Source organism: Nitrosopumilus sp. b3, assembly GCF_014078525.1.
GTDB lineage: Archaea > Thermoproteota > Nitrososphaeria > Nitrososphaerales > Nitrosopumilaceae > Nitrosopumilus.
Map to the genome: position 1 here is coordinate 277,862 of NZ_MU078694.1, position 21,065 is coordinate 298,926.

Here is a 21,065-nt window from a genome sequence, read left to right on the forward strand (position 1 = left end):
AGGATGTTCTGCGTTTGAAATTTGCCCTAATTAACCATTCGATAAAAACAATAAATAAAATCAGAAAACGCTGATCAATATGGGTTGTATTTTTTGTGAAATTTTAGATGGAAAAAGAGACGGGCATTTGTTATATGAAGATAAATCTCATATTTCATTTTTAGATAAATATCCAATTGATGTGGGTCATAGTCTAATTATTCCTAGAGAACACCATGAAAGAATCACAGATATGGATTCAGAAGATGTTGGAAAAATTTTTTCACTGGTACCAAAAATTGCTAGTGCGATTTTAAAGGCAACTGGTGCTGATGCATTTAGTCTCGGCCAAAATAACGGGAGAGCTGCAAAACAAATCATTCCACATGTTCACATACACATTATTCCAAGATACAATAGCAAGGGAACAATCTGGACTAAACGACAAATTTCAACAGAGGATGAACTTGTTGAGCTATCAAAAAATATTCGCAGTTTTATTGTTTAGCCGTGCCCTGGATTGTATCTCAAAATAGCACCAATTTTTCCTAAGCTTGCAAGCATATTCCCATGTTCGGCACTACCAGAAATTACTTCTAATTGAGAACCCGTTTTAGCAGCTAACAATTCCAGATAATCTACAATATCTTGTTCATTTACTTCGACTTCCATAGATTTGCATTCTGGGCAAGGGTTGTTTGCAAATTCTGTTTTTTTAGGAATGACTTGAGGTCTTTCTACAATTTCTTCCTGAAGGTGGTTACACCTTTTACATTTGCCTTCTACTCTATGCAAATTTGTATTATCTGTAATTAGTAGAACTTTGACAACATTATTTTTTAAAAATTCTATTACCTCTTGTAATCCATATGATCCTTTTCCTGAATTTGTGTTTACTTCTCTGAACAAGTCTTCAACTAATTTTTTCTCTTCGACCATCCTAAAGTCTCCTAGAATATCAGCTGATTTTGCAAAAGCTTCTCTGATACCTTCTGCTCCGGAATATGAAGCATCAATTGTATTGATGATCATGTTTTGTAATCTGTATTCAAGATAGTTACCATTAATGAAATCCTCTTTAGTTGGACCCGGTCCCGAAATTACTAATCCTTTGATTGGATAGATATCAATAAAATACTCTCTGGTGGTTTCTGCAACTCTATTAAAATAATATGTCAACTCCATTTCTCTGAGTTTTTGAAATCTTTTTGCTGACTGTCCTCCTTGCCTATGTTTTCCTGCAACACCCGAGCCTGTTTGAGCTAAAACTTCTATTTTGTCTCCGTGCAACAATCCCCATCCTGCATCCTTTGCATCAATTGCTAAAAATCCGATGAGATTGTCATCTTTTAGCATGTCTTTTAGAATGTCTACATGAAAATGGTCATCACATCTATACAAATACTGATTTAGATCTTTTGGTGGTTCAATCTCCCAGACAGTTACAACTTCACTTCCTAGTGGGCCTCCTCCTTCTGGTGGTAATGCCCCGCAAAAAACTACTAGTCCTTTGTCTGGTGTTTTTTTGTACATTTTTAATCTCTGAACGACTTTACCTAGTGAATCTACTACGTGTGATCTAGTTAGATCTGATTTGATGTTATCTGCAGTTCCTTGCTCTTGTTGTAGGGAACCGATAATTTCATGAAGTTGCTTTCCTTTGGGAATGTATACTGTAATTAGTTCAGTTCCGCGTCCAGATTTTTTTGATAATTCTTCTAATGTCTTTCTTATTTTATAGAGTTTAACTGAATCTTGCTTTTCTACATCTATTTTCTTCATTTGTGCTTACTCCAGATCATGCGAATATTAATTTTGATTGAATCCATTATGATCTTTTTCCAAGATTATAATTCATCAAATGTTTTTAGAAACACTTCGAGTGGCTGATTCCCTCTAATTTTGATAATCTTTTGATCATTGAAGACCAAAAATGACGGTGTCGCATCGATTCCAATCTCTTTGCCAAATTCATGTAGTGTGATTACTTTGTCTTGGTATTTTTTATCATCTAGACATTTGTTGAAATTATTAATGTCTAAATTAGTTGAAACTGCAAATTTCTCAAGGGATTCTCTCGTAATCCAGCCTGTTCGCTCACCGCCCCAATTTTTGTATATTTCATCGTGGTATTCCCAATATTTTTCTTGATCATTTGCACAATATGCTGCCTCAGCAGCTAATAATGAGTCTGGACCATTCAGTGGAAAATCTTTGAAAACAAGTTTTACTTTTCCTGTTTTGATAAAATCTTCATAAATGATATCTAGAGTATTTTGATGAAATTTGTAACAAAAAGTACATTGGTAATCTCCCCATTCTAAAATTGTTATTGGCGCATTTGATTCTCCCATGATTGGTGAGCCATTTTTGATTAATTTTGTAGTTGTGAGTAATTTTGAATCATTTTCAGTTTCAGGAAAAAATACCATGAACATTCCTGTGATAATTCCAATAATTACGGGAACAGCTAAAAGGTATAGTTTTGTCATATTTTTAGAAAAATTATTACAACTAAATATCTTCGCTAATTTGTAGCCAAAGTCCACAATGCAGAATTCTTTGCTGAAATTTCTGCAACAAAAGGATCATCTGATGATGAAATTATTATCACGTCTCCTTCTTTAGGAGATAAATTTTCTAAAATGTATTTTTTTGTTTTTTTGTCTTCTTTAAAACAATCTTTAGTATCTCCAGGAAAAACAAATTTGTTATCTTTGTACAAAATAGTGGTACATCCTGATGATCCATACAAAATAGCATAATCCCTTTGCTCTAATCCTGACTTTATTGCAGAACTATAATTTTTTAAAATAATTGCAAAATTATTTTTTCCAGTAACTACGGCACATTTTTTAATTTTACACTCATTTGGGATAATCTGCTGAATTTGTTTTGAAATCTTTTCTCCTTTTTCTGTAAGGAAACTTCCTGATTTTGTCGTCTCAATCATCTTTGCTTCTTTAAGGTGAGAGATCAGTGTTTTTACAGCCCCTTCTCCTAACTGGATCTCTTTTCCAAATGTTGCCCTGCTGACAAATTTTTCTTTTGACAATAATTGGAGGGCCTTGAAAACATGAGGTATGCTAAATGTTAGGACTTTACTGGATCCTTTCCTTGATACAATATTTTGTAAAATTTGAATAGTTTTTTTCAGATCTTTTCTGAATGAATTGTAGTTCTAAATCTTTTATAAATTGGACAAATTATCCAAGTGCTTAAATATATTCAGATATTGCCTTCAGTTATGTCTGAATTAAGACAAATTAATGTGTCTAAGACTGGTGTTTCAAAACTAGCAATAGTTGCACTAGCTATAATCTTTGCAGCAGGATTATTTGTTGTAGGATTTGATCAAGGACATATCTTTAGTTTAGTTTATGGAGAACAAGCATTTACTGATCTTTACATCCATGAACTCACTCATGATATGAGACATGCAGCAGGCTTTCCCTGTCACTAGGAGTTCTTTTTCATGAAAACATCTATTTTTATTATAATAGTCCTAGTCTCAGGGGCGTTTGCAGGATTCATTCATGGTACTGTGAATTTTGCATTTGTAGAACCATATCTTGATCAGGCAATAGGAATTGAGAATCAAAATCTATTTGCCTCTGGTGAGGAAGAAGATACTCCTGAATTTTGGGTAGAGTATGAGGGGTATCGAGTATGGCAAAAAAGTGGACAGATACTAGCTGGGGTAATCCTTGGAATGTCAGTTGGTTCATTGTTTGGTATTGTGTTTGCTTTTTCTAAAAATGCATTACCTGGGAATAACATTGTAAAAAAATCTATTATTTTATCTGGAATAATGTGGGTAACTCTTTACATAATTCCATTCCTGAAATATCCTGCAAATCCTCCCACTGTGGGTGATGGTGAAACTGTGGTGTTAAGAACAATTCTGTATCTTTCATTTATTGCAATTTCTGGATTGGGCGCTATTGCTTTTTACAAATTGTCAAAGAAATTCCAAAACAAGAAAAAACTTGTATCTTTACTAGGTTATGCAATTTTCATTTCTGTAGTATTTCTTGTCATGCCAGAAAACCCTGATGAAATTACAGCCCCGATGAATCTGGTTAATGAGTTTAGAATAATGTCTGTACTTGGTGTTACATCATTTTGGGTGTCAATGGGGTTAATTCTTGGATTATTTTGGAATAGATTTGAATCTCATAAAGAGACGACTCCCCATTACAATTAATTGTTCTAATTCTTTAGAATCAGAATAATATCATCTCGTTTAAATATCCCAAAGTATTTTTGGGAATTTACATGTCACGAAGAATTACTTTGCCACAACTAAAAAAATACGATATAACTCAAAAAGTAATAGAGGCATTAGCTGATTCGGAATCACGGGCAATTTTATTCTCAATAATTAAAAAGGGCAATACAGCTGCTGAACTTTCAGTTAAACTAAAAATTCCTCTCAGTTCAGTATACAAAAAATTAGGAGATCTTGAAGAACTAACACTAATTGAAGTTGAAAAATGGTTACTATCGGACAAGGGAAGAAAATACAAGGTATATCGTAGTAGAATCAGCAAGGCAGATATTTCCATTAGAAAACCAGAACCCACTCTTACACTAGTAGCAAATTGAGGAGTTTTAATGTCAAAATCCAACATCATCCAATTATCAGAGTTTGATATTACTCAAAAAATTATTGAATCTCTAACAAATGTATGTACTCGTGCAGTTTTATTTTCCGTAAAAAGCAAATCAAAAGATGCAACACAAATCGCAGATGAATTAAAAATATCCCTTTCTACAGTTTACAAAACATTATCGGTATTAGAGGATCTTGCACTAGCTGAAGTAGACAAATATGTTATTTCTCCAGAGGGTAAAAAAATAAAATTATACCGTAGCAGAATTGGCAAAGTAGAAATCACATTGGATAATTTAGAGCCAAGTTTGAATTTATATCCCAATACTGAAAACCCAAAATCTAATTCTTAAAACAAATTAACATTCTCATTCTATAGATTTGGAATGAAAATCTGGAATGAAAACCTACTTTAAATAACTTAGCTCTTCCTAAGATTTTTGTAAATCATGAAACGACAAATACTATTGACATTGATTGCTGCAATTGCAGTGATTGGTGTTGCAACTGTTCCCTTGGCCCAAAACGTTCAGGCTGAAAGTTTAGTCCCAGATTGGATTAAAACAAACGCTGGTTGGTGGGCTGATGGTACTGTAGATGATGCAACTTTTCTGAATGGAATAAAATTCCTTTTGGAAAATGATGTCATCAACGTTTCATCTGAATCAAATGGGATTGACGTGGATACCTTGACTATTGGTTTTATTCCAGTTGAAAAAGCTGATGAACTAACACCAAAAGCACAAGCCCTGGAAAAATTTTTAGAGGCTGAACTTGGTATTGATGTCGAAGTAGTAGTTCCAACAAATTATGAAACCATTATTGAGGGAATGAGATTTGGTCATATTGATGCTGCCTTTATGGATACAGGACCTGGATGGATTACACATCAAAGAACTGGTGCTGAAGCAGTATTGGCAGAGCTTGTTGCAGGAAAAGTAAATTATCAAGCAACAGTATGGGCTTTAGCTGATAATGACTCTATTAATTCAATAGAAGATACAGTAGGTAAACGTGTAGCGTTTACCAGTATTACTGGCTCATCTGGTTTCGTTAGACCTATGGGAACTCTCGTCACTGACGGCCATATTGCCATTGAGGGTGATGATATAGTCGCATTGGAATCTGCTCTTGCAAATAACTTTGAAAGTTATACCTTTGCCGGAGGATACAAAGCTGCTTTACAATTACTCTTAAATGAAAATGTGGATGTTGCATTTGGATCAGATATTGCTCCGCAAAAATATCTTGAATTAGAAGATCAAATGAAATTGCGACCAGTTACCACAATTGGACCGGTCCCATCACATGTCTTTATGGTGAGTGCTGATATGTCAGAATCCACCAAAGATGCACTCGTTGATGCACTAGTTGAACTCAATTATGATGAGAATAACTATATTTTGAAGGACTTGTACGGTGCTGAAGCATTAGTTCCAACCACCACTACTATGCATATTGGTGAATTTGGTACATATATTGATTCATTGACAGGTCTTGATCAACTCATTCTAGATAAATCTAATTATGACAAGAGCAAATAAAAACTGGAAATCTTGAAATGAAACAAATTCAGATGACCAAAAACCCTTCTTTTTCATTAATTTCTACAAAAAAAATCATTCAAATGAATGATGTCTCCACGTCTTATGATTCTAAAAATTTTGCACTTGAAAAAATCAATCTCTCAATTGATAGGGGTACAAATTATTCAATTGTTGGCCAATCCGGTTCTGGAAAATCCACATTGCTCAAACTAATGAATGGAATGATGATTCCAAGTAAGGGTACTATCAAAATTGATTATGTGTCTCCTAACATCAATAACAAAAAATTCAAAAAAATGATGCATACTATAGGGTATATTCCTCAGAGTCTAGGATTGGTGAAAAATAGTACTGTCCTTGAAAATATTTTACTTGGAGCACTTCCACGATTAAACAAAATACAATCATTATTCAATAAATTCCCTGAGCATGAAATTAAAGAAGCAATGAGAATTATTGCTCAAGTTGGATTATCAGGAAAAGAAAACCGTAAGGCATACATGTTAAGTGGGGGTGAAAAAAGACGAGTAGCAATTGCCAGAGCACTGATGCAAAAACCAACTATTTTGTTGGCTGATGAGATTGTTTCAGAATTAGATCATGTCACTTCGCGTGAAATAATGGATTTGATTGCAGAAGCACAAAAAAGAATGAATCTTACTGCAATTATGGTTCATCACGATATACAACTTGCTTTAGAATATGCAAATAGAGTAGCAGTTATCAAAGAAGGACAAAAAATTCTAGAGATTGGTGTGGAGGGGGACACCATAGTTGATTTTCAATCTGGTGATATGAATAACGATGAAATTATGGAGATGTATGCAGATGACTCCAAAAAATAACATTATCATTGGAATAATCATTGCACTGGTAGTTATCGCATCATACAATGTAGATGCAAATCCAATTGAGTTTGTAGAGGGATTGCCAAATCTTGCAATAGTTGTTGATGAAATGCTTCAAGTTGAGCCGAAATACATTCCAACTGCACTTTGGGCAATGTTCGAAACAATTCAGATGGCTTTTATCGGAACTATCATTGGTGTTGCAATTGCTTTGCCTCTTAGCTTGTTGGCATCACGAAATCTAAACAGTAAGTATGTCTATGCCCCAACACGCGCATTACTAGCTGCCACTAGAACATTCCCATCAATACTTTGGGCACTTTTGTTTGTAATAATGGTTGGATTAGGTCCGTTTGCAGGTGTTTTAGCTATTATCATGTATACCATTGGATTTATTGCAAAATTACAGTATGAGGTAATTGAGACCATCGATTCTGATCCAATGGATGCAATCAATTCTATAGGAGTCTCAAAATTCCAATTAATTCGCTATGTTGTAATACCTGAATCTGCATCCCATCTTCTTGGTCAAATGCTATACATGTTTGATTACAACGTTCGTCAAACAAGCATTTTGGGACTTGTTGGAGCAGGCGGTATAGGATTCTACATTATTAATTATATCAAATTTTTCGAATATGGCAAAGCTGCTGTCTTTATGCTTGTTGTATTGGTTACAGTATTAATCATTGATTGGGTTAGTGTGAAGATCCGAGACAAGTACATCATCAAATCCCAACATGGGATGGAAGTGTCTACAAAATAATTTTTATAAAAAATATTTTTTATGTGGTGATTTTATCTAGTTGATTTACTTCAACTGCCATCTTTACCTCTCTTGCAATTCTTTTACCCATACTCATTGATTCGTTAAACAAAAGTGAATAGTATGGAGAACCGTCCATGTAGATGTTTGTTCCTGCAACAATCCTTGCTGAAAACTCAAACGATGTGAATTTTGCATTTTCATCATATACTCCTTCTATGCAAAAGGGACCATTCATTCCCGGCGATACCATTCTCCTTGATGCTTCCACAAAATTTTCTCCCATGTCATAAACATCCTGTAGGAGGGATTCTCTTAAAACAAGTGGACTGTTTCCAATTACATTGAAGGATGGAACTTTGGTTGATTTGAGTTGTTGTTCTGAAGGAATTCTTGCAAGACCTTCTATATCTGATTCATGTCTTTGATCAACACCAAAAAATTCTAATTCATCTTTTAGTGGCGAATAAAAGAATTGTAAATATGCCAGCACACCTGCTGCATATTCTTGAATGTAAAGGGTCTCATCTTTTGAGATTATTCCATCTGCAATCAATTGATTTCTTTTTGTATTGTAATCTTCTTCATTTGCTGCCATAAAGTACCCTTTACCTCCTGCAGCTCCTTGTCTTTTGACAATAACTAATTTCTTAATGTCTTTAGGCTCTGTGACTGGTTTTGGCATTGGGAGTTTTGCCTCTCTCATCAGTTTTTCTTTCATCTCTCTATCTGACTCCCATCTCAGAATCCATTTGTTACCAAATACTGGAATTTTGATGGATTCAATCTCCTCGGAACTCATTTGAGCAATTAATGTACCATGTGGGATTAGAACAGCTTGATTTTCTTTTAATATTGATTGACATTTTTCTTCTAAAATTTCTTTAAAAGAGTCTACTAGAATTAATTCGTCAATAAATGGAAATCTTCGATAAAGTTTTTCACGTTTCTTTTCACAAACTAGTATAGTTTTGAGGCCTTCATCTTTTGCACCTTTTAGCACTTGCAATGCACAATGAGATCCCAGTGTTGCTATGGCTACCATTATGATGTTTTTGTTTAGATTTTGTACCTTATGAACTATGTGTGGATATTACGTATTGAAATATCTCGTCAATCAAATCCACATTCAGTTCTGATTTGATATCTTCTGGGACTACTTTTAGGATAAAATCATACATTGTAGTATTTTTTGGTAATTCGTCTCTTTCTTGCAAAAGTGAAAATACCGCTATTCCATTTGAAATAATTGCAATCATTTTTTCCTTATCGTTCAATGGCATAAAATTCTAGGAATACCATGGTAATTTAATGTAAATAAATTTTGAAAAAATCAAATGACTGCTTTGAATAACATAGTGTTATGGAGTGATTGAATTATTCCTGTATTCTCATTTAGTAATCCTATTTCGATATTATGCCCGTCTCCCTCTTCTTCAGGATGCTGCATTGCGTGATATCCGACATATACTGCTGTAATGATAAACATTGCAATAACAAGCCCCATTAGGATATTCATCTTATTTTGATGTGGAATTCCTGCTGGCTATAAGCATTATGAAAATTATTCATTTTTTCGTGTAAAAATTAATTATACCAACAAAATGCATTAAAGTAAATTATGGTTGAAACTGAATTGGGAAATTTGCGTAGATCTCATTACTCTGATGAGATTACTCCATCAATGGATGGTGAGCAGGTCACCGTTATGGGATGGGTTTTAACTATACGTGGGCATGGAAATATCAGTTTTGCAACAATTCGTGATAAAAATGGGGAGATTTCAGTCGTAGCGAAAAAAGGAGATTGTCCTGATGATATACGTGAAACTATCTCATCACTAAAATCACATTCATCCATTGCTGTAACTGGAAAGGTAAAATCTTCAGAAAAAGCACCTAGCGGATTTGAGATCATCCCTTCAGAGTTGAGAGTATTTTCAAATGTTGAGAAAATCCCTCCATTTGAGCCAACAGCAAAAACGGTCAAAAATATTGATACTAGGTTAGAAGTAAGACCAATTGATCTTAGACGAACAATATTACAACACATTTTCAAAACAAGGAGTTTAGTTTTAGAAAGTATTAGAGATTATTTTTCAAATCAAAAGTTTATTGAAATCAATACCCCAAAAATGATTGCGACTGCTACTGAAGGCGGGGCTGCATTATTTCCAATATTTTATTACAACAAAGAAGCATTTTTAGCTCAGAGTCCCCAATTGTATAAGGAACAGTTAACGATGAGTTTTGAAAAAGTTTTTGAGATTGCCCCAATTTTTAGGGCAGAACCATCAAGGACAAATCGACATCTTGCAGAAGCTATATCCATTGACTTGGAAGAAGCGTTTGTTGATTACAATGATATCATGAATAGAATTGAAGAGATAATAAAAATTTCAATACAGACTGTAAATGGCTATGTTAAAAATAATCCAAATGCTGAATTCTCAGTTCCTGAAATTCCTGAAACCATTCCGAGATATTCATATGATGATCTAGTTGATAAAATGCAAAAAGCCGGAGCAAAAACAGAATGGGGTGATGATCTTTATCCATCCAATCTAAAAAAAATTGGACTTGAAGGGTTCTATTTCATTAAAGACTGGCCTCTTGCACCAAAACCATTCTATGTAAAGGATAGTAAATCAAATCCCAAAGTTTCTGAATCTTTTGATTTAATGTATGGTGATTTGGAATTATCATCTGGAAGTACAAGAATTGAAAAACGAGATGAGCTTTCTGAGAGAATGAAAAATAAAGGTATGAAAACAGATGCATTTGAATACCATTTAGGTGCGTTTGATTATGGCGTTCCTCCCCACGCAGGTTGTGGAATTGGTCTTGAACGCCTAATTATGGCACTCACAGGCACAGAAAATATTCGAGATGTAACATTTTATCCAAGAGATGTTGACAGATTAACACCGTAGGTGTATTGAATGGTTACAGAAGAAGAAATAGAACATGTTTCAAAATTAATGAAAATTTCTATCGATGATCATAGAGAATATGTCGACAAAGTACATGCAATGATTAATTATTTTGACATTTTAGATTCTGCAGGTGTTGAATCTGAAGAAATTTCAACCCAAGAAATGTCCATTTCAAATTTACGTGATGATGAATACATTCCATTTCCTGAAAAACTAATTGAAAAATTAAACCACTATAAAGGAACATACGTTCGAGCACCAAAGATGTCTTCATGAATCTAAAAATTTCTGCTCTTGAATATGTTCAAGAAGTAAAAAATGGAAATATCTCTGCAGAAGATTTTGTTGCTAGTACTATTGATCAAATTAAAAAAATTGATGACAAAGTACATGCATTCTTATCTGTTAATGATGATGCAGTTCAACAAGCACAAAATATTGATAAAAAAATAAAATCCGGTGAAAATGTTGGGGATTGTTTTGGAATGCCAATATCAATTAAAGATAATTTGTGCATCAAGGGAAGTAAAACTACATGTGCATCTAAAATGTTGGAAAATTTTGTTGCGCCCTATGATGCCACAGTTATTACAAAATTAAAACAGCAAGATGCAATATTTATTGGAAAAGTAAACATGGATGAATTTGCCATGGGTCTTACAACAGAATTTAGTGCGTTTGGTCCTAGTAAAAATCCATGGAATATAGATTATGTTCCAGGGGGTTCATCAGGTGGTAGTGCAGTATCAGTTAGTGCTTTTGAATGTATGGCATCTATTGGTTCTGATACAGGAGGGTCTGTTAGAAATCCTGCAAGTTTTTGTTCTACAGTTGGATACAAACCAACATACGGACTGATTAGCAGATTTGGTTTAATTTCCTATGCTAACAGTATCGAGCAAATTGGTCCGCTCACTAGAACCGTAAAAGATACAGCGTTTCTCCTAAATCTAATTTCTGGAATAGATCCTAATGATAACACAACAATAGATAACCAAAATGAGGATTACCTTTCAGACATAGATTCGGGTATAGAGGGGAAGAAAATTGGGATCATCAAAGAGATGATAGGGGAAGGGATAGATCCTGCAGTTTTGAATGCAACCAAAGAGGCAATATCAAAACTTGAGAAGTTAGGGGCAATATGTGAAGAAGTATCACTTGATATGGTAAAATATTCTGTAGCTGCATATTATACAATTACTGCAACAGAAGCTGGAAGTAATCTTGCAAGATATGATAATCTCAGATATGGTTATGATTTTCCAGTCGAAGGTTATGAATTTAATTCTTACATTTCAAAAGCAAGAAGAAAATTCGGTCCTGAAGTTACAAGAAGAATGATCCTTGGAGGATTTGTTCCATCAGCAGGTCATGCAGGAAAATATTTCCTCAAGGCATTAAAAGTAAAGAATAAACTTACAAAGGAAGTTAATGAGGCATTTAAGAAATTTGATCTTTTAATTTCACCTACTGTCCCAGTTCTTCCATTTAAAATTGGTGAAAAAATTGATGATCCGATATCTCTATTTCTAGTTGACATTAACACTGTAACTGCAAATCTTACAGGAAAACCTGCGATCTCAATACCTTTCGCACATTCAAATGGATTGCCAATCGGTATTCAATTGTTTGCTGATTCAAATCATGACAAACTATTACTTCAAGCTGCCTATGCACTAGAACAAACTGTTACTCTACCAGAGGTTCCAATATGACCATGATAGGTTTAGAAATTCACTGTCAATTAACGAATTTACAAAGTAAATTATTTTGTTCATGTAAAGCAAACTATAGGGAATTTGAAATCAATGAAAACATTTGTCCTATTTGTATGGGGCTCCCAGGAAGTTTGCCTAGATTAAACAAAGAAGCAGTGAAAAAAGCAACGATTATTGCCATGGCATTAAATTGCTCTACTCCAGAAAAAATTGCTTTTTTTAGAAAAAATTATTTTTATCCTGATCTTCCAAAAAACTTCCAAATTACTCAGCTCAACATTTATGGCGATACAAGTGTTGGAGGAACTGGTTCCATTATGGTTGGTGATAAAAAAATTAGAATTACCAGGATACAGTTAGAGGAAGACCCTGGGAGGCTAATTTACGAGGGAAGTTCATCAAAAAATCAAATCACACTTGTAGATTATAATAGAGCAGGAACTCCCCTAGTTGAAATTGTTACCGAGCCTGATTTTGAGACTCCAAAGGAAGTAAGAGATTTTTTAAATATTTTGTCTGATTTATTGGAAAACTTGGGTGTTGCAGATCCTAGTCTAGAGGGGGCAATGCGAGCAGATGCAAATGTTTCTATCAAAGGTGGCAAAAAAGTTGAAATAAAAAATATTGGCTCTTTCCATGATTTAGAAAAAGCTGTCCATTTTGAAATTACCCGACAAGAGAGCTTGAGTTCTCGCGATATTCCAATAATCCAAGAAACACGTCATTGGGACGATAAACGAAAGATAACTGTATCTTCACGTTCTAAAGAAGAAGAACTTGATTATCGTTATTTCTTGGAAGGGGACATTCCGTGGATAACGATTGATCCTCAAATTCAGCAACAATTAAAATCAGAAATGCCTGAAAGCATAAGCTCCAAAAAAGAGAGATATGTTTCAAAATACAACATACCACCTCAAGTTGCTGATGTGTTATCTTCTGACAAATTTTATTCTGATTTATTTGAACAGTCACATACAGAAAAGACCGCAAAAGAAATCGCAAATATCATCACAACAGATCTAATGGGGCTAGTTGATACAAGAGAAAAACGTGATTCATCAAAACTTACTGCAAACCATTTAAAGGAATTAGCAGAATCAATTCAATCAGGACAGATTTCTAAAAATTCTTCTAAAAATGCATTGTATGAAATTGTCAAAACTGGAAAAGATCTATCTGTAATTATTTCTGAATTAGATTTGGGAAATGTTTCGGATGCTTCAGAACTATCAGGTATCATCCAGCAATTGATTTCTGAAGAGTCTCAAGCTGTGGAACAGGCAAAAAGCAATCCTCGAACAATCAACTATTTGGTAGGCAAAGTTATGCAAAAAACAAAAGGAAAGGCAGATCCTGCACTAACTTTGAATTTGCTAAAAAAAGCAATCGGAATCCAATGACTAAACTATCGTTAGAAGATATAGAATTTATCAAGATTCTTGCCAATTCCGATGCATCTATTCTTCAGCAAGGCATGAATGATGCCACAAGACTAAGATTAGAACGACAAGTAGGCGTGATTTTAAGAGAATATTACCACGAAAACACTATGGATACCCAAACCCATTGGAATGAGATATTTCTTAAAGCAGGAATTAGTGAAGATGATGGAAAATCAGCAATTGCTTGTGCCAGACGTTTGGGAATAGACATATCATAAATCTAAAAATCTTTTTACACTCTTTAGGTTTCTAAAGATTGAATCTTGTCGAATTTTGAATTCATTCCAAATGAAAAACAAATCAAAGAATCCAACATCTTTCAATTTATGAATAAACATGGTGTGTCTACACTAGAAGAGTTGTCCCAAAAGGCAAAAACAGATTTAGAATGGTTTTGGGAATCCGTTGATAAAGATATAGGAATAGTTTGGGATAAGCCATATACAAAAACATTGGATGTTTCAAAAGGCATTGCATGGTCAAAATGGTTTATCGATGGCAAGACAAACATTTACAAGTCTTCTGTAGAAAAATTTGCAAAAATAAACCCCCAAAAAATTGCGTATTATTTTGTATCTGAAGATGGCTCTACATCTAAAATATCATACTCTGAATTAAATTCCAAAGTTACAAAACTTGCAAATGCCCTCAAATCTCTTGGTGTTAAAAAAGGAGATGTGATTGCAATCTATCTTCCGATGATTGAACAGGCAATTTTGGCAATTCTTGCTGCAGCTAAGATTGGCGCAATTCAAACTACAATTTTTTCAGGGTATAGCTCACAATCATTGCATGTTAGACTGCAAGATTGTAAGGCAAAGATTCTATTCATTTCTGATGGGTTTTATCGTAAAGGAAAACCTGTCTCTCAAAAAGAGATTATGGAAACTGCGATAAAAAATACCAATATTGAAAAAACAATACTTGTATCATACAAAGGAATCGACACTTTTTCAGAATCTAAAGATATAATCCCATTTGAAAAAATCATGTCCTTCCATGATGATTCTTGTGTTACTGAAATAATGGATTCCGAGGATCCTTTGTTTATTTTATATACTTCAGGAACTACGGGTAACCCCAAGGGAGTAATTCATAGTCATGGAGGATTTTCCGTTTTTGCAGGACATCAATCTGCATACCTCATAGATATGAATGAAAATGACATCTTATTCTGGCCTGCAGATATTGGTTGGATTACAGGCCAAGTTTGGAATGTTTATGGTCTTTTGATTATGGGGGCTAGTGCAGTAATTTATGATGGTGCTATTGATTATCCGACACCTAATAGAATCTGGCAAATGCTGTCAGAGTATGATGCAACAATTTTTGGCATATCTCCTACGGCAGTACGGTTATTCAAAAAAAATAATGCAGAACCTAGAAAATTATTCTCATTAGATAAAATAAAAAACATCCCTACAACTGGCGAACCTCTTGATGAGGATTCTTGGTGGTGGTTGTTTGATAAAGTTGGTAACAAAAAAATTCCTATAATGAATTTATCAGGTGGAACTGAAATTGGTGGTGCAATGTTGTCAGTTTTTCCTGGAATGAAATTAAAACCATCATGTGTGGGGATTCCTGTTCCAGGAATGAATCTAGATGTCTTTGATGATGATGGTAATCCAGTAAGAAATGAAAATGGGTATTTAGTTATAAAATCCCCATGGCCTGCAATGACTCGTGGATTGTTAAATAATGATACACGGTATATTGAAACTTATTGGTCAAGATTTGAAAATGTTTGGTTTCATGGCGACTATGTCTTTGTTGATAAAGATAACTTATGGTATATGCGTGGTAGGGCAGATGATGTAATCAACATATCTGGACATAGAATGAGTACTGCTGAAATTGAACAAACTGTTATTTCTCATGAAAAAATTTCTGATGCCGCATCTATTTCAATTCCTGATGATATAACTGGTGAAGCAATTGTGATCTTTTTTGTTACAGATGATAAATCCGATACAGGTTTAGAAACAGAGATATCAAATTACGTGTCTGAAAAAATTGGGAAGGTTGCAAAACCTAAATTTGTTTTTCAAATGACTGATTTACCAAAAACTAGAACTGGAAAAATAATGCGTCGTGTATTAAAATCAAAATTATTGGGAATGGATATGGGTGATTTATCATCTCTGGAAAATACAAAGGTTTTAGACGAAATTACAAAAATAGGTTGATAAAATCTCACTGTTTGATATTCACTATTTCACGCTTGGTATCTAAATCTAATTCCTAGTAGATAAATTATTGAAATTTGTAGTTGATCAGCAAGTAGAAGACATTGAGATGCCTGAAAATCTCAAATTAAACACCTTTTTGCAGGAATTTCATTCAGATTGCCCTCATCCTGAATGTGGTTTTGGATTTTATGGCTTTGCATTTGGCCAATCCCCTTTTCCAGTTCCAAAAGCAATCCAAGAGGCATTAGTAAAAAATGCTGACAAGGGGGCTTATGCACCGATTTCTGGAATTCCAGAACTACGAAATGCCATATCCAAATACAATAAACATTATTTTGGAATGGATGTTCCACCTGAAAGAATCCATGTTGGTCCTGGAACCAAAGAGTTGATTTTTAATCTTTTAGAAATTTTACATGGGACGGTGATTTTACCAACCCCTGCTTGGTTAGGATATCTTCCTCAAATTAGATTTTTAAAGAAAAATTATCATATGCTGCCAACTAGATCAAACAAAAAAATATCTCCAAATAATTTAAGAAGACTTGCGTTGCGATTACACGATAGACAAAAAATACTGATCCTTAACAATCCGAATAACCCTACGGGGCTACTTTATGACAAATTAGAGTTAGAAGAAATATCTGATGTATGTAGAGAACAAAATATCACAGTTATTTCAGATGAAATTTATGCCCAGACAACATATGATTTTTCAAAATTTGTCAGTATGGGTAAAATTTACCCTGAAGGCACATTTGTAACAAACGGTTTATCAAAATCACATGCAGCAGGCGGATATCGTTTAGGCTATGTAGTTTTTCCACAACATGCTATAGATCTGAAAACACAATTCAAAAAAATTTTGGCAACTGAATATACTGCAGTTTCAACTCCAATTCAACATGCAGCAGTAGCTGGGTTTGAAATCAGTAAAGATATGGATGAATATTTCCAAATTACCAGAAACATTCATCAAATTATGGGTGATTATACATACAAGGCATTATCCTCAATTGAAGGTGTAGTTGCCACGAAGCCTGATGCTACATTTTACCTTTTGGCTGATTTTAATTATTATGCTACAGATTTGCAAAAAGCTAAAATTTTCACATCTCAGAAATTATCTGAATCACTAATAGTTCATCCATATCACACTGCAATTGTAGGTGGGGATAGCTTGGTTTTAGAACGAACTGACTTCAGTGCAAGAATTGCTTATGTAGACTATGACGGTGCCAAGGTTTATCAAAATTATCTAGATAAGAAACCTGAAACAGATTCTGAAAAAGAAGAATTTGTAAAAAATAATGCTCCAAAAGTTGTTGCAGGAATAGATATGATCACCAAATTTTTTGAAACTATCAAAAAAACATCTTTGAATAATTCGCTTAATCAAAAGAATTCCCTGATTAATACCAACTAATCTAATTTTGATTTTAATTCATCATATTCTTCTAAATTAATTTCCCCTTTGGCCAATCTTATTTGTATAATTTCTTTTGGATTGCTTCTAATAATTGGCTGAATTAATTTTTTTCTGATCACCTCTTTGTTAATTGAAATTTGTTTTGAATTTGTATCAACTTTTTTCTTTATTCCAATCACTGCGCCAAACAATATCCCTATGCCTGCAATAGCAAGAGATATCTCTGCAATCTCGGAATTACTTTCAGTTATTTTCTTTTCTTCAGCGATAGATGATGCTTCGGCTTCAGGAATGATTTCTTTGTCAATTAATTCGTGGACCACAGTATTGATGTTATCATTGTGATTTACTGCTTCCTCTATAGTTAATCCTGGATAGTTCCTGTCAAACCATGACTTGTATGCTACCTCATTATAGTATCTATCAATATAGTATTGAGGATCTTTGTTTGGGTCAACAAAATCAGCAGGTTTTGAGTGTCCATTCCATTCATCCACAGGTTCCTCATGGGTTAAATTTTGTATCGAATTATTCTCATAATTTACTGCTTCCTCTATAGTTAATCCTGGATAGTTCCTGTCAAACCATGACTTGTATGCTACCTCATTATAGTATCTATCAATATAGTATTGAGGATCTTTGTTTGGGTCAACAAAATCAACAGATGTGGAGATTGGTTTTTCTTCTATTGTCTGAACATTGTTCACTTTTTCATTATCTTGTTTTCCCTTTTTGCTCCCATCTGAAATTTCTAAATTAACTGGAATCCCATTTAATGAAACTCCGAAACTTGTTGTTACACCTTCAGTCATATTTAGAATAAATCCTGTTGCATTATACACACCATGTTCCGAAAAATCATCGTTGATTTTAACAATTTTTTTAAATGATTCATCATGATTGATTATTGCTTGTGTCAATTGGACAAATTCATTTTTGTGATCCCTGATGACTATAGTTACTAAACCTACAGAATCTTTCTCAACTAAACCTGAAAATTCTATTTGATCACCTTTGTAAAATGAATCGGAATTAACTTGAAGATCTGTAACCTCTCCAAACACAGGAGTTGAATTGATTATGATTAGTAAAGAGAACAATGCAATTGTATACTGAGAAAGTTTTTTTCTCATCATACAAAAAATATCTCACTTTTTGATTTAAAATGAGCGTATAATTCATTCAGTTTTTTTCTAAGTAATAGTTAAATGCACAAAATAATTTTTCCGCTATTCCCATCTGTTGTTTATTGTCAAATGATTCTTTCTGGTTTCTGCTTCCAGTTGACTGATTTTTGTTCTAATTTTATTTGATAAAATCTCTAACACTTCATCAATGCCAACTGCACTAAATTTTGTAGGTTTACCAAATGATGAAAAAACTACTCCTTTTCGTTGTAATGATGATAATAATCGATATGTTTCGGTTCTTGGAATATTCATGGCTTTTGATATTTCTGAGGCAGTCTCAACACTGTTTTTGTTTAAAAATAGATAGATTTTTGTTTCATCTGTAGAAAAATAGTAATCTATTATCATAAGATTTAGTTTACTAATTGTATTTTCTACTGTTTCAGTAAACGTTTTTTCGTGATTATCCCCATCCATTAAGAAAGTATGAATTTAATTTTTACATTAACAGATGTATGTAATTCAATATTACATCGTATTTTTTCATTCTATTTAGCTACAATCCTAGAAACTGACCTAAGAGAATATCACCATAAACTAATTGAATCAAAAAACCACCTGTAATTAGTAAAAGATATGGAATTCCAGGAGTAATCCAAGTATCGGGTTTTGTACAAAAGTCTTGATTTTCAGCATGATGTAATTTCAAATTTAATTTCTTTTTTCCTTTCTTAGTTTTTTCTATAGAGAAACCAAATTTTGGGTTTTTAGCTCTATATCCCATTAATATTGCAATTATTTTTCTTCCAGTAGTCTCTTCAAAACCCTCAAAGATGTTTTCGCCTTTAATCTGTGCTATCACATTTCTTAATACATTTACAATAAATGGAATTACAAATAGTATCACGGCATTAGACAATGTTGTAAATGGTGTTATTGGAGTTTCACTAAATGTAGCCATAGGTGCAATAACTGCTAATGCAATAAGTGCAAAGGCATCTGCCCCCCCAAAAAACCCTATTCTCCACATAATAATCACAATTGGTACAATAATTAATGAAAATCCTAAAGTGAATAAATCAGAAATTAGATCAGGGCTTAAAAATATCAATAAAAATCCGATTACTCCAAATACAATCCAAAAATAATCATGAATTTCTCTTTTCCATACATCGATTACTGACGCAACTCCTAGCATAACTAATGCCAAGCCTATTCCAATAATGTGATGATCTAGAAATAATTCCATCTAGTAGTTTCTGTTTTATCGAACTATATTTGAAATGAAATGAAAAAGACTTTTCTTTTAGTCATATTTTTTAATTATTCATCTAACTTGTACAAAAATGAGGGGTCGATGTTTTACTAGGTATGATCATCCAAAATGAAACAACAGTATTTGCAAATTCTGTTGAGTGTGGATCATAGAAAAACCATCATTTTGGTCAAAAAAAATTAAAATTTAGGAATAATTGGCATATTTACGCCTAATTTGATCCATTTTTATCGGTAAAATGGATAAAAACGATCAAGTCGATCTAACAAATTTAGCTTTACTACAATATAGTTCAGTGATTTCTTAATGATGATCCTGAATAAAGATGCCAAAAGAAAACGCCCAAGAATCAGTATTTGACTCATCACCTGATTCGAAAATGTATGAGTACAAACTTTCAGTGGAAAAAGTTCAAACGAAATTATCGGAATTTGGATTAACATCAAATCAAAGCAAGGTATTCATTTATCTTGGAAAATATGGCTCAAAGACTGCTCCCGAAGTTTGCAAATCATTGAAATTACCCCGTACTGAAACCTATCATTTATTGTCTGCATTACAAAATAAAGGAATTGTATCTGCTACATTTCAACACCCAATACAGTTTATAGCATTACCTTTAGAGAAAGCTATTTGGATATTAGTAAATTCTGAAAAAGAACGTGTAAAATCTCTTGAAAGAATGGAACAAGGGTTATCAAAGTTATGGGACAATATCCCAACATTTGATTCTATGCATCCAGAAGTTGAAGAAAAATTCCAGATGCTACAAGGTTCGAATCAAATTCATTCAAAAATAACTGAAATGACTGACAGTCATAATGATGAATTTTTAATTCTAGGTTCTGAAAAAGATTATCTTAAACTATATCATGGAGATTTCCTCGAATCTTTTGTAAAATCAAAACAAAAATTCAGATTGTTAAGTGGATGTACTGATAAAACAACATACATCTTTGATGATTTAGAAAGAAAAAATATTAAAAAACTACATACTGATGTAGAAAATCATCTGTGTTTTATTTTAAAAGATAATAGCGAGATGCTGTTTTTTACTAAAAATGCCGTATCTCTAGATGAACCTTATGCAATGTGGACAAATTCAAATTCAATGGTGTATGCAATGAAATTATTATTTGAATCAATGTGGACTAATTCAAAGAATATTCATCTGTAATCTTA

The 21,065-nt window shown here is 33.4% G+C and carries 25 protein-coding genes; 16 read left to right on the forward strand and 9 right to left on the reverse strand.

Features of this window, described 5'->3' with window-relative positions; translation table 11 throughout:
- Nucleotides 1-79: 79 nt before the first annotated feature.
- A complete protein-coding gene (locus tag C6990_RS03590) occupies nt 80-487 on the forward strand; it encodes an HIT domain-containing protein (protein WP_182128459.1) in 408 nt (135 codons plus the stop codon).
- Here the strand turns inward: C6990_RS03590 and prf1 are convergent.
- The 3 genes from prf1 to C6990_RS03605 all read right to left on the reverse strand — a co-directional run bounded on the left by prf1 (nt 484) and on the right by C6990_RS03605 (nt 3,136).
- Complete coding sequence (prf1, locus tag C6990_RS03595) at nt 484-1,761, reverse strand: peptide chain release factor aRF-1 (protein WP_182128461.1); 1,278 nt, start codon at nt 1,759-1,761, stop codon at nt 484-486. The genes C6990_RS03590 and prf1 overlap by 4 nt on opposite strands.
- A 65-nt stretch (nt 1,762-1,826) precedes the next feature.
- On the reverse strand, nt 1,827-2,471 hold the full coding sequence (locus C6990_RS03600; protein ID WP_182128463.1) for a DsbA family protein: 645 nt from the start codon (nt 2,469-2,471) through the stop codon (nt 1,827-1,829).
- 35 nt (nt 2,472-2,506) lie between these two features.
- Entirely contained in the window at nt 2,507-3,136 is a 630-nt protein-coding gene (locus C6990_RS03605) for a DUF4443 domain-containing protein (protein ID WP_182129076.1), read from the reverse strand.
- Between the two features lie 90 nt (nt 3,137-3,226).
- Here C6990_RS03605 and C6990_RS03610 point away from each other — a divergent pair, with 90 nt between their 5' ends.
- The 7 genes from C6990_RS03610 (at nt 3,227) to phnE (ending at nt 7,755) form a co-directional block, all read left to right on the forward strand.
- On the forward strand, nt 3,227-3,442 hold the full coding sequence (locus C6990_RS03610) for a CbtB domain-containing protein (protein ID WP_048119174.1): 216 nt from the start codon (nt 3,227-3,229) through the stop codon (nt 3,440-3,442).
- Between the two features lie 12 nt (nt 3,443-3,454).
- Nucleotides 3,455-4,186: a CbtA family protein gene (locus tag C6990_RS03615; RefSeq protein WP_182128465.1), complete on the forward strand. Its 732-nt coding sequence runs from the start codon at nt 3,455-3,457 to the stop codon at nt 4,184-4,186.
- A gap of 71 nt (nt 4,187-4,257) precedes the next feature.
- Nucleotides 4,258-4,587, forward strand: coding sequence for a helix-turn-helix domain-containing protein (locus C6990_RS03620; protein ID WP_182128467.1), 330 nt, complete (start codon nt 4,258-4,260; stop codon nt 4,585-4,587).
- Nucleotides 4,588-4,596: 9 nt separating this feature from the next.
- On the forward strand, nt 4,597-4,947 hold the full coding sequence (locus C6990_RS03625) for a winged helix-turn-helix domain-containing protein (protein WP_182128469.1): 351 nt from the start codon (nt 4,597-4,599) through the stop codon (nt 4,945-4,947).
- Nucleotides 4,948-5,043: 96 nt separating this feature from the next.
- A complete protein-coding gene (locus C6990_RS03630; RefSeq protein ID WP_182128471.1) occupies nt 5,044-6,138 on the forward strand; it encodes a phosphate/phosphite/phosphonate ABC transporter substrate-binding protein in 1,095 nt (364 codons plus the stop codon).
- A 17-nt stretch (nt 6,139-6,155) separates the two neighbouring features.
- On the forward strand, nt 6,156-6,986 hold the full coding sequence (locus C6990_RS03635) for a phosphonate ABC transporter ATP-binding protein (protein ID WP_182128473.1): 831 nt from the start codon (nt 6,156-6,158) through the stop codon (nt 6,984-6,986).
- Complete coding sequence (phnE, locus tag C6990_RS03640; protein WP_182128475.1) at nt 6,970-7,755, forward strand: phosphonate ABC transporter, permease protein PhnE; 786 nt, start codon at nt 6,970-6,972, stop codon at nt 7,753-7,755. The genes C6990_RS03635 and phnE overlap by 17 nt, the downstream gene beginning before the upstream one ends.
- A 19-nt stretch (nt 7,756-7,774) precedes the next feature.
- Here the strand turns inward: phnE and C6990_RS03645 are convergent, their stop codons facing one another.
- From C6990_RS03645 to C6990_RS03655, 3 genes are read right to left on the reverse strand one after another with little or no spacing between them, the layout of a single operon-like run.
- On the reverse strand, nt 7,775-8,800 hold the full coding sequence (locus C6990_RS03645; RefSeq protein WP_182128477.1) for a formate--phosphoribosylaminoimidazolecarboxamide ligase: 1,026 nt from the start codon (nt 8,798-8,800) through the stop codon (nt 7,775-7,777).
- A 28-nt stretch (nt 8,801-8,828) separates the two neighbouring features.
- Nucleotides 8,829-9,038, reverse strand: a complete 210-nt coding sequence (locus C6990_RS03650; RefSeq protein WP_182128479.1) for a hypothetical protein — start codon at nt 9,036-9,038, stop codon at nt 8,829-8,831.
- Between the two features lie 50 nt (nt 9,039-9,088).
- Nucleotides 9,089-9,262 (reverse strand): hypothetical protein, encoded by a 174-nt coding sequence (locus C6990_RS03655; protein WP_255465173.1) that lies wholly within the window; start codon nt 9,260-9,262, stop codon nt 9,089-9,091.
- Between the two features lie 114 nt (nt 9,263-9,376).
- Between C6990_RS03655 and aspS the strand changes: the two genes are divergently transcribed.
- From aspS to C6990_RS03690, 7 genes are all read left to right on the forward strand, one after another.
- Nucleotides 9,377-10,687 carry an aspartate--tRNA(Asn) ligase gene (gene aspS, locus C6990_RS03660; RefSeq protein ID WP_182128483.1) on the forward strand — a complete coding sequence of 437 codons (1,311 nt, stop codon included), beginning with the start codon at nt 9,377-9,379 and terminating at the stop codon, nt 10,685-10,687.
- 9 nt (nt 10,688-10,696) lie between these two features.
- Entirely contained in the window at nt 10,697-10,966 is a 270-nt protein-coding gene (locus C6990_RS03665) for an Asp-tRNA(Asn)/Glu-tRNA(Gln) amidotransferase subunit GatC (RefSeq protein WP_182128485.1), read from the forward strand.
- The gene (gene gatA / locus C6990_RS03670; RefSeq protein WP_182128487.1) at nt 10,963-12,408 is read left to right on the forward strand and encodes an Asp-tRNA(Asn)/Glu-tRNA(Gln) amidotransferase subunit GatA; all 1,446 of its coding nucleotides are present in this window, start codon (nt 10,963-10,965) and stop codon (nt 12,406-12,408) included. The genes C6990_RS03665 and gatA overlap by 4 nt, the downstream gene beginning before the upstream one ends.
- Nucleotides 12,405-13,814 carry an Asp-tRNA(Asn)/Glu-tRNA(Gln) amidotransferase subunit GatB gene (gene gatB / locus C6990_RS03675; RefSeq protein WP_182128489.1) on the forward strand — a complete coding sequence of 470 codons (1,410 nt, stop codon included), beginning with the start codon at nt 12,405-12,407 and terminating at the stop codon, nt 13,812-13,814. The genes gatA and gatB overlap by 4 nt, the downstream gene beginning before the upstream one ends.
- Nucleotides 13,811-14,074, forward strand: a complete 264-nt coding sequence (locus C6990_RS03680; protein ID WP_182128490.1) for a hypothetical protein — start codon at nt 13,811-13,813, stop codon at nt 14,072-14,074. The genes gatB and C6990_RS03680 overlap by 4 nt, the downstream gene beginning before the upstream one ends.
- 45 nt (nt 14,075-14,119) lie before the next feature.
- Nucleotides 14,120-16,045 (forward strand): AMP-binding protein, encoded by a 1,926-nt coding sequence (locus C6990_RS03685; protein ID WP_182128492.1) that lies wholly within the window; start codon nt 14,120-14,122, stop codon nt 16,043-16,045.
- Between the two features lie 70 nt (nt 16,046-16,115).
- The gene (locus tag C6990_RS03690) at nt 16,116-17,474 is read left to right on the forward strand and encodes a pyridoxal phosphate-dependent aminotransferase (protein ID WP_182128494.1); all 1,359 of its coding nucleotides are present in this window, start codon (nt 16,116-16,118) and stop codon (nt 17,472-17,474) included.
- On the opposite strand, the gene C6990_RS10980 is transcribed toward C6990_RS03690, so the two are convergent.
- From C6990_RS10980 to C6990_RS03705, 3 genes are all read right to left on the reverse strand, one after another.
- The gene (locus tag C6990_RS10980; RefSeq protein WP_255465176.1) at nt 17,471-18,613 is read right to left on the reverse strand and encodes an SHOCT domain-containing protein; all 1,143 of its coding nucleotides are present in this window, start codon (nt 18,611-18,613) and stop codon (nt 17,471-17,473) included. The genes C6990_RS03690 and C6990_RS10980 overlap by 4 nt on opposite strands.
- A gap of 93 nt (nt 18,614-18,706) precedes the next feature.
- Entirely contained in the window at nt 18,707-19,084 is a 378-nt protein-coding gene (locus tag C6990_RS03700; protein ID WP_182128496.1) for a TrmB family transcriptional regulator, read from the reverse strand.
- A 79-nt stretch (nt 19,085-19,163) separates the two neighbouring features.
- Nucleotides 19,164-19,856, reverse strand: coding sequence for an A24 family peptidase C-terminal domain-containing protein (locus tag C6990_RS03705; RefSeq protein ID WP_182128498.1), 693 nt, complete (start codon nt 19,854-19,856; stop codon nt 19,164-19,166).
- Nucleotides 19,857-20,208: 352 nt separating this feature from the next.
- On the opposite strand from C6990_RS03705, the gene C6990_RS03710 reads away from it, so the two are divergent.
- A complete protein-coding gene (locus C6990_RS03710; RefSeq protein WP_182128500.1) occupies nt 20,209-21,060 on the forward strand; it encodes a TrmB family transcriptional regulator in 852 nt (283 codons plus the stop codon).
- Nucleotides 21,061-21,065 lie beyond the last annotated feature (5 nt).

What these genes read in the sequence shown, in the direction of transcription:
- C6990_RS03615 (WP_182128465.1), top strand. Translation starts at nt 3,455, where the DNA reads ATGAAAACATCTATTTTTATTATAATAGTCCTAGTCTCAGGGGCGTTT.
- C6990_RS03610 (WP_048119174.1), top strand. Translation starts at nt 3,227, where the DNA reads ATGTCTGAATTAAGACAAATTAATGTGTCTAAGACTGGTGTTTCAAAA.
- C6990_RS03680 (WP_182128490.1), top strand. Translation starts at nt 13,811, where the DNA reads ATGACTAAACTATCGTTAGAAGATATAGAATTTATCAAGATTCTTGCC.
- aspS (WP_182128483.1), top strand. Translation starts at nt 9,377, where the DNA reads ATGGTTGAAACTGAATTGGGAAATTTGCGTAGATCTCATTACTCTGAT.
- C6990_RS03635 (WP_182128473.1), top strand. Translation starts at nt 6,156, where the DNA reads ATGAAACAAATTCAGATGACCAAAAACCCTTCTTTTTCATTAATTTCT.
- C6990_RS03590 (WP_182128459.1), top strand. Translation starts at nt 80, where the DNA reads ATGGGTTGTATTTTTTGTGAAATTTTAGATGGAAAAAGAGACGGGCAT.
- phnE (WP_182128475.1), top strand. Translation starts at nt 6,970, where the DNA reads ATGACTCCAAAAAATAACATTATCATTGGAATAATCATTGCACTGGTA.
- gatB (WP_182128489.1), top strand. Translation starts at nt 12,405, where the DNA reads ATGACCATGATAGGTTTAGAAATTCACTGTCAATTAACGAATTTACAA.
- prf1 (WP_182128461.1), bottom strand. Translation starts at nt 1,761, where the DNA reads ATGAAGAAAATAGATGTAGAAAAGCAAGATTCAGTTAAACTCTATAAA.
- C6990_RS03705 (WP_182128498.1), bottom strand. Translation starts at nt 19,856, where the DNA reads ATGGAATTATTTCTAGATCATCACATTATTGGAATAGGCTTGGCATTA.
- C6990_RS03625 (WP_182128469.1), top strand. Translation starts at nt 4,597, where the DNA reads ATGTCAAAATCCAACATCATCCAATTATCAGAGTTTGATATTACTCAA.
- C6990_RS03665 (WP_182128485.1), top strand. Translation starts at nt 10,697, where the DNA reads ATGGTTACAGAAGAAGAAATAGAACATGTTTCAAAATTAATGAAAATT.
- C6990_RS03655 (WP_255465173.1), bottom strand. Translation starts at nt 9,262, where the DNA reads ATGGGGCTTGTTATTGCAATGTTTATCATTACAGCAGTATATGTCGGA.
- C6990_RS03650 (WP_182128479.1), bottom strand. Translation starts at nt 9,038, where the DNA reads ATGCCATTGAACGATAAGGAAAAAATGATTGCAATTATTTCAAATGGA.
- C6990_RS03620 (WP_182128467.1), top strand. Translation starts at nt 4,258, where the DNA reads ATGTCACGAAGAATTACTTTGCCACAACTAAAAAAATACGATATAACT.
- C6990_RS03600 (WP_182128463.1), bottom strand. Translation starts at nt 2,471, where the DNA reads ATGACAAAACTATACCTTTTAGCTGTTCCCGTAATTATTGGAATTATC.
- gatA (WP_182128487.1), top strand. Translation starts at nt 10,963, where the DNA reads ATGAATCTAAAAATTTCTGCTCTTGAATATGTTCAAGAAGTAAAAAAT.
- C6990_RS03710 (WP_182128500.1), top strand. Translation starts at nt 20,209, where the DNA reads ATGCCAAAAGAAAACGCCCAAGAATCAGTATTTGACTCATCACCTGAT.
- C6990_RS03630 (WP_182128471.1), top strand. Translation starts at nt 5,044, where the DNA reads ATGAAACGACAAATACTATTGACATTGATTGCTGCAATTGCAGTGATT.
- C6990_RS10980 (WP_255465176.1), bottom strand. Translation starts at nt 18,613, where the DNA reads ATGATGAGAAAAAAACTTTCTCAGTATACAATTGCATTGTTCTCTTTA.
- C6990_RS03645 (WP_182128477.1), bottom strand. Translation starts at nt 8,800, where the DNA reads ATGGTAGCCATAGCAACACTGGGATCTCATTGTGCATTGCAAGTGCTA.
- C6990_RS03700 (WP_182128496.1), bottom strand. Translation starts at nt 19,084, where the DNA reads ATGGATGGGGATAATCACGAAAAAACGTTTACTGAAACAGTAGAAAAT.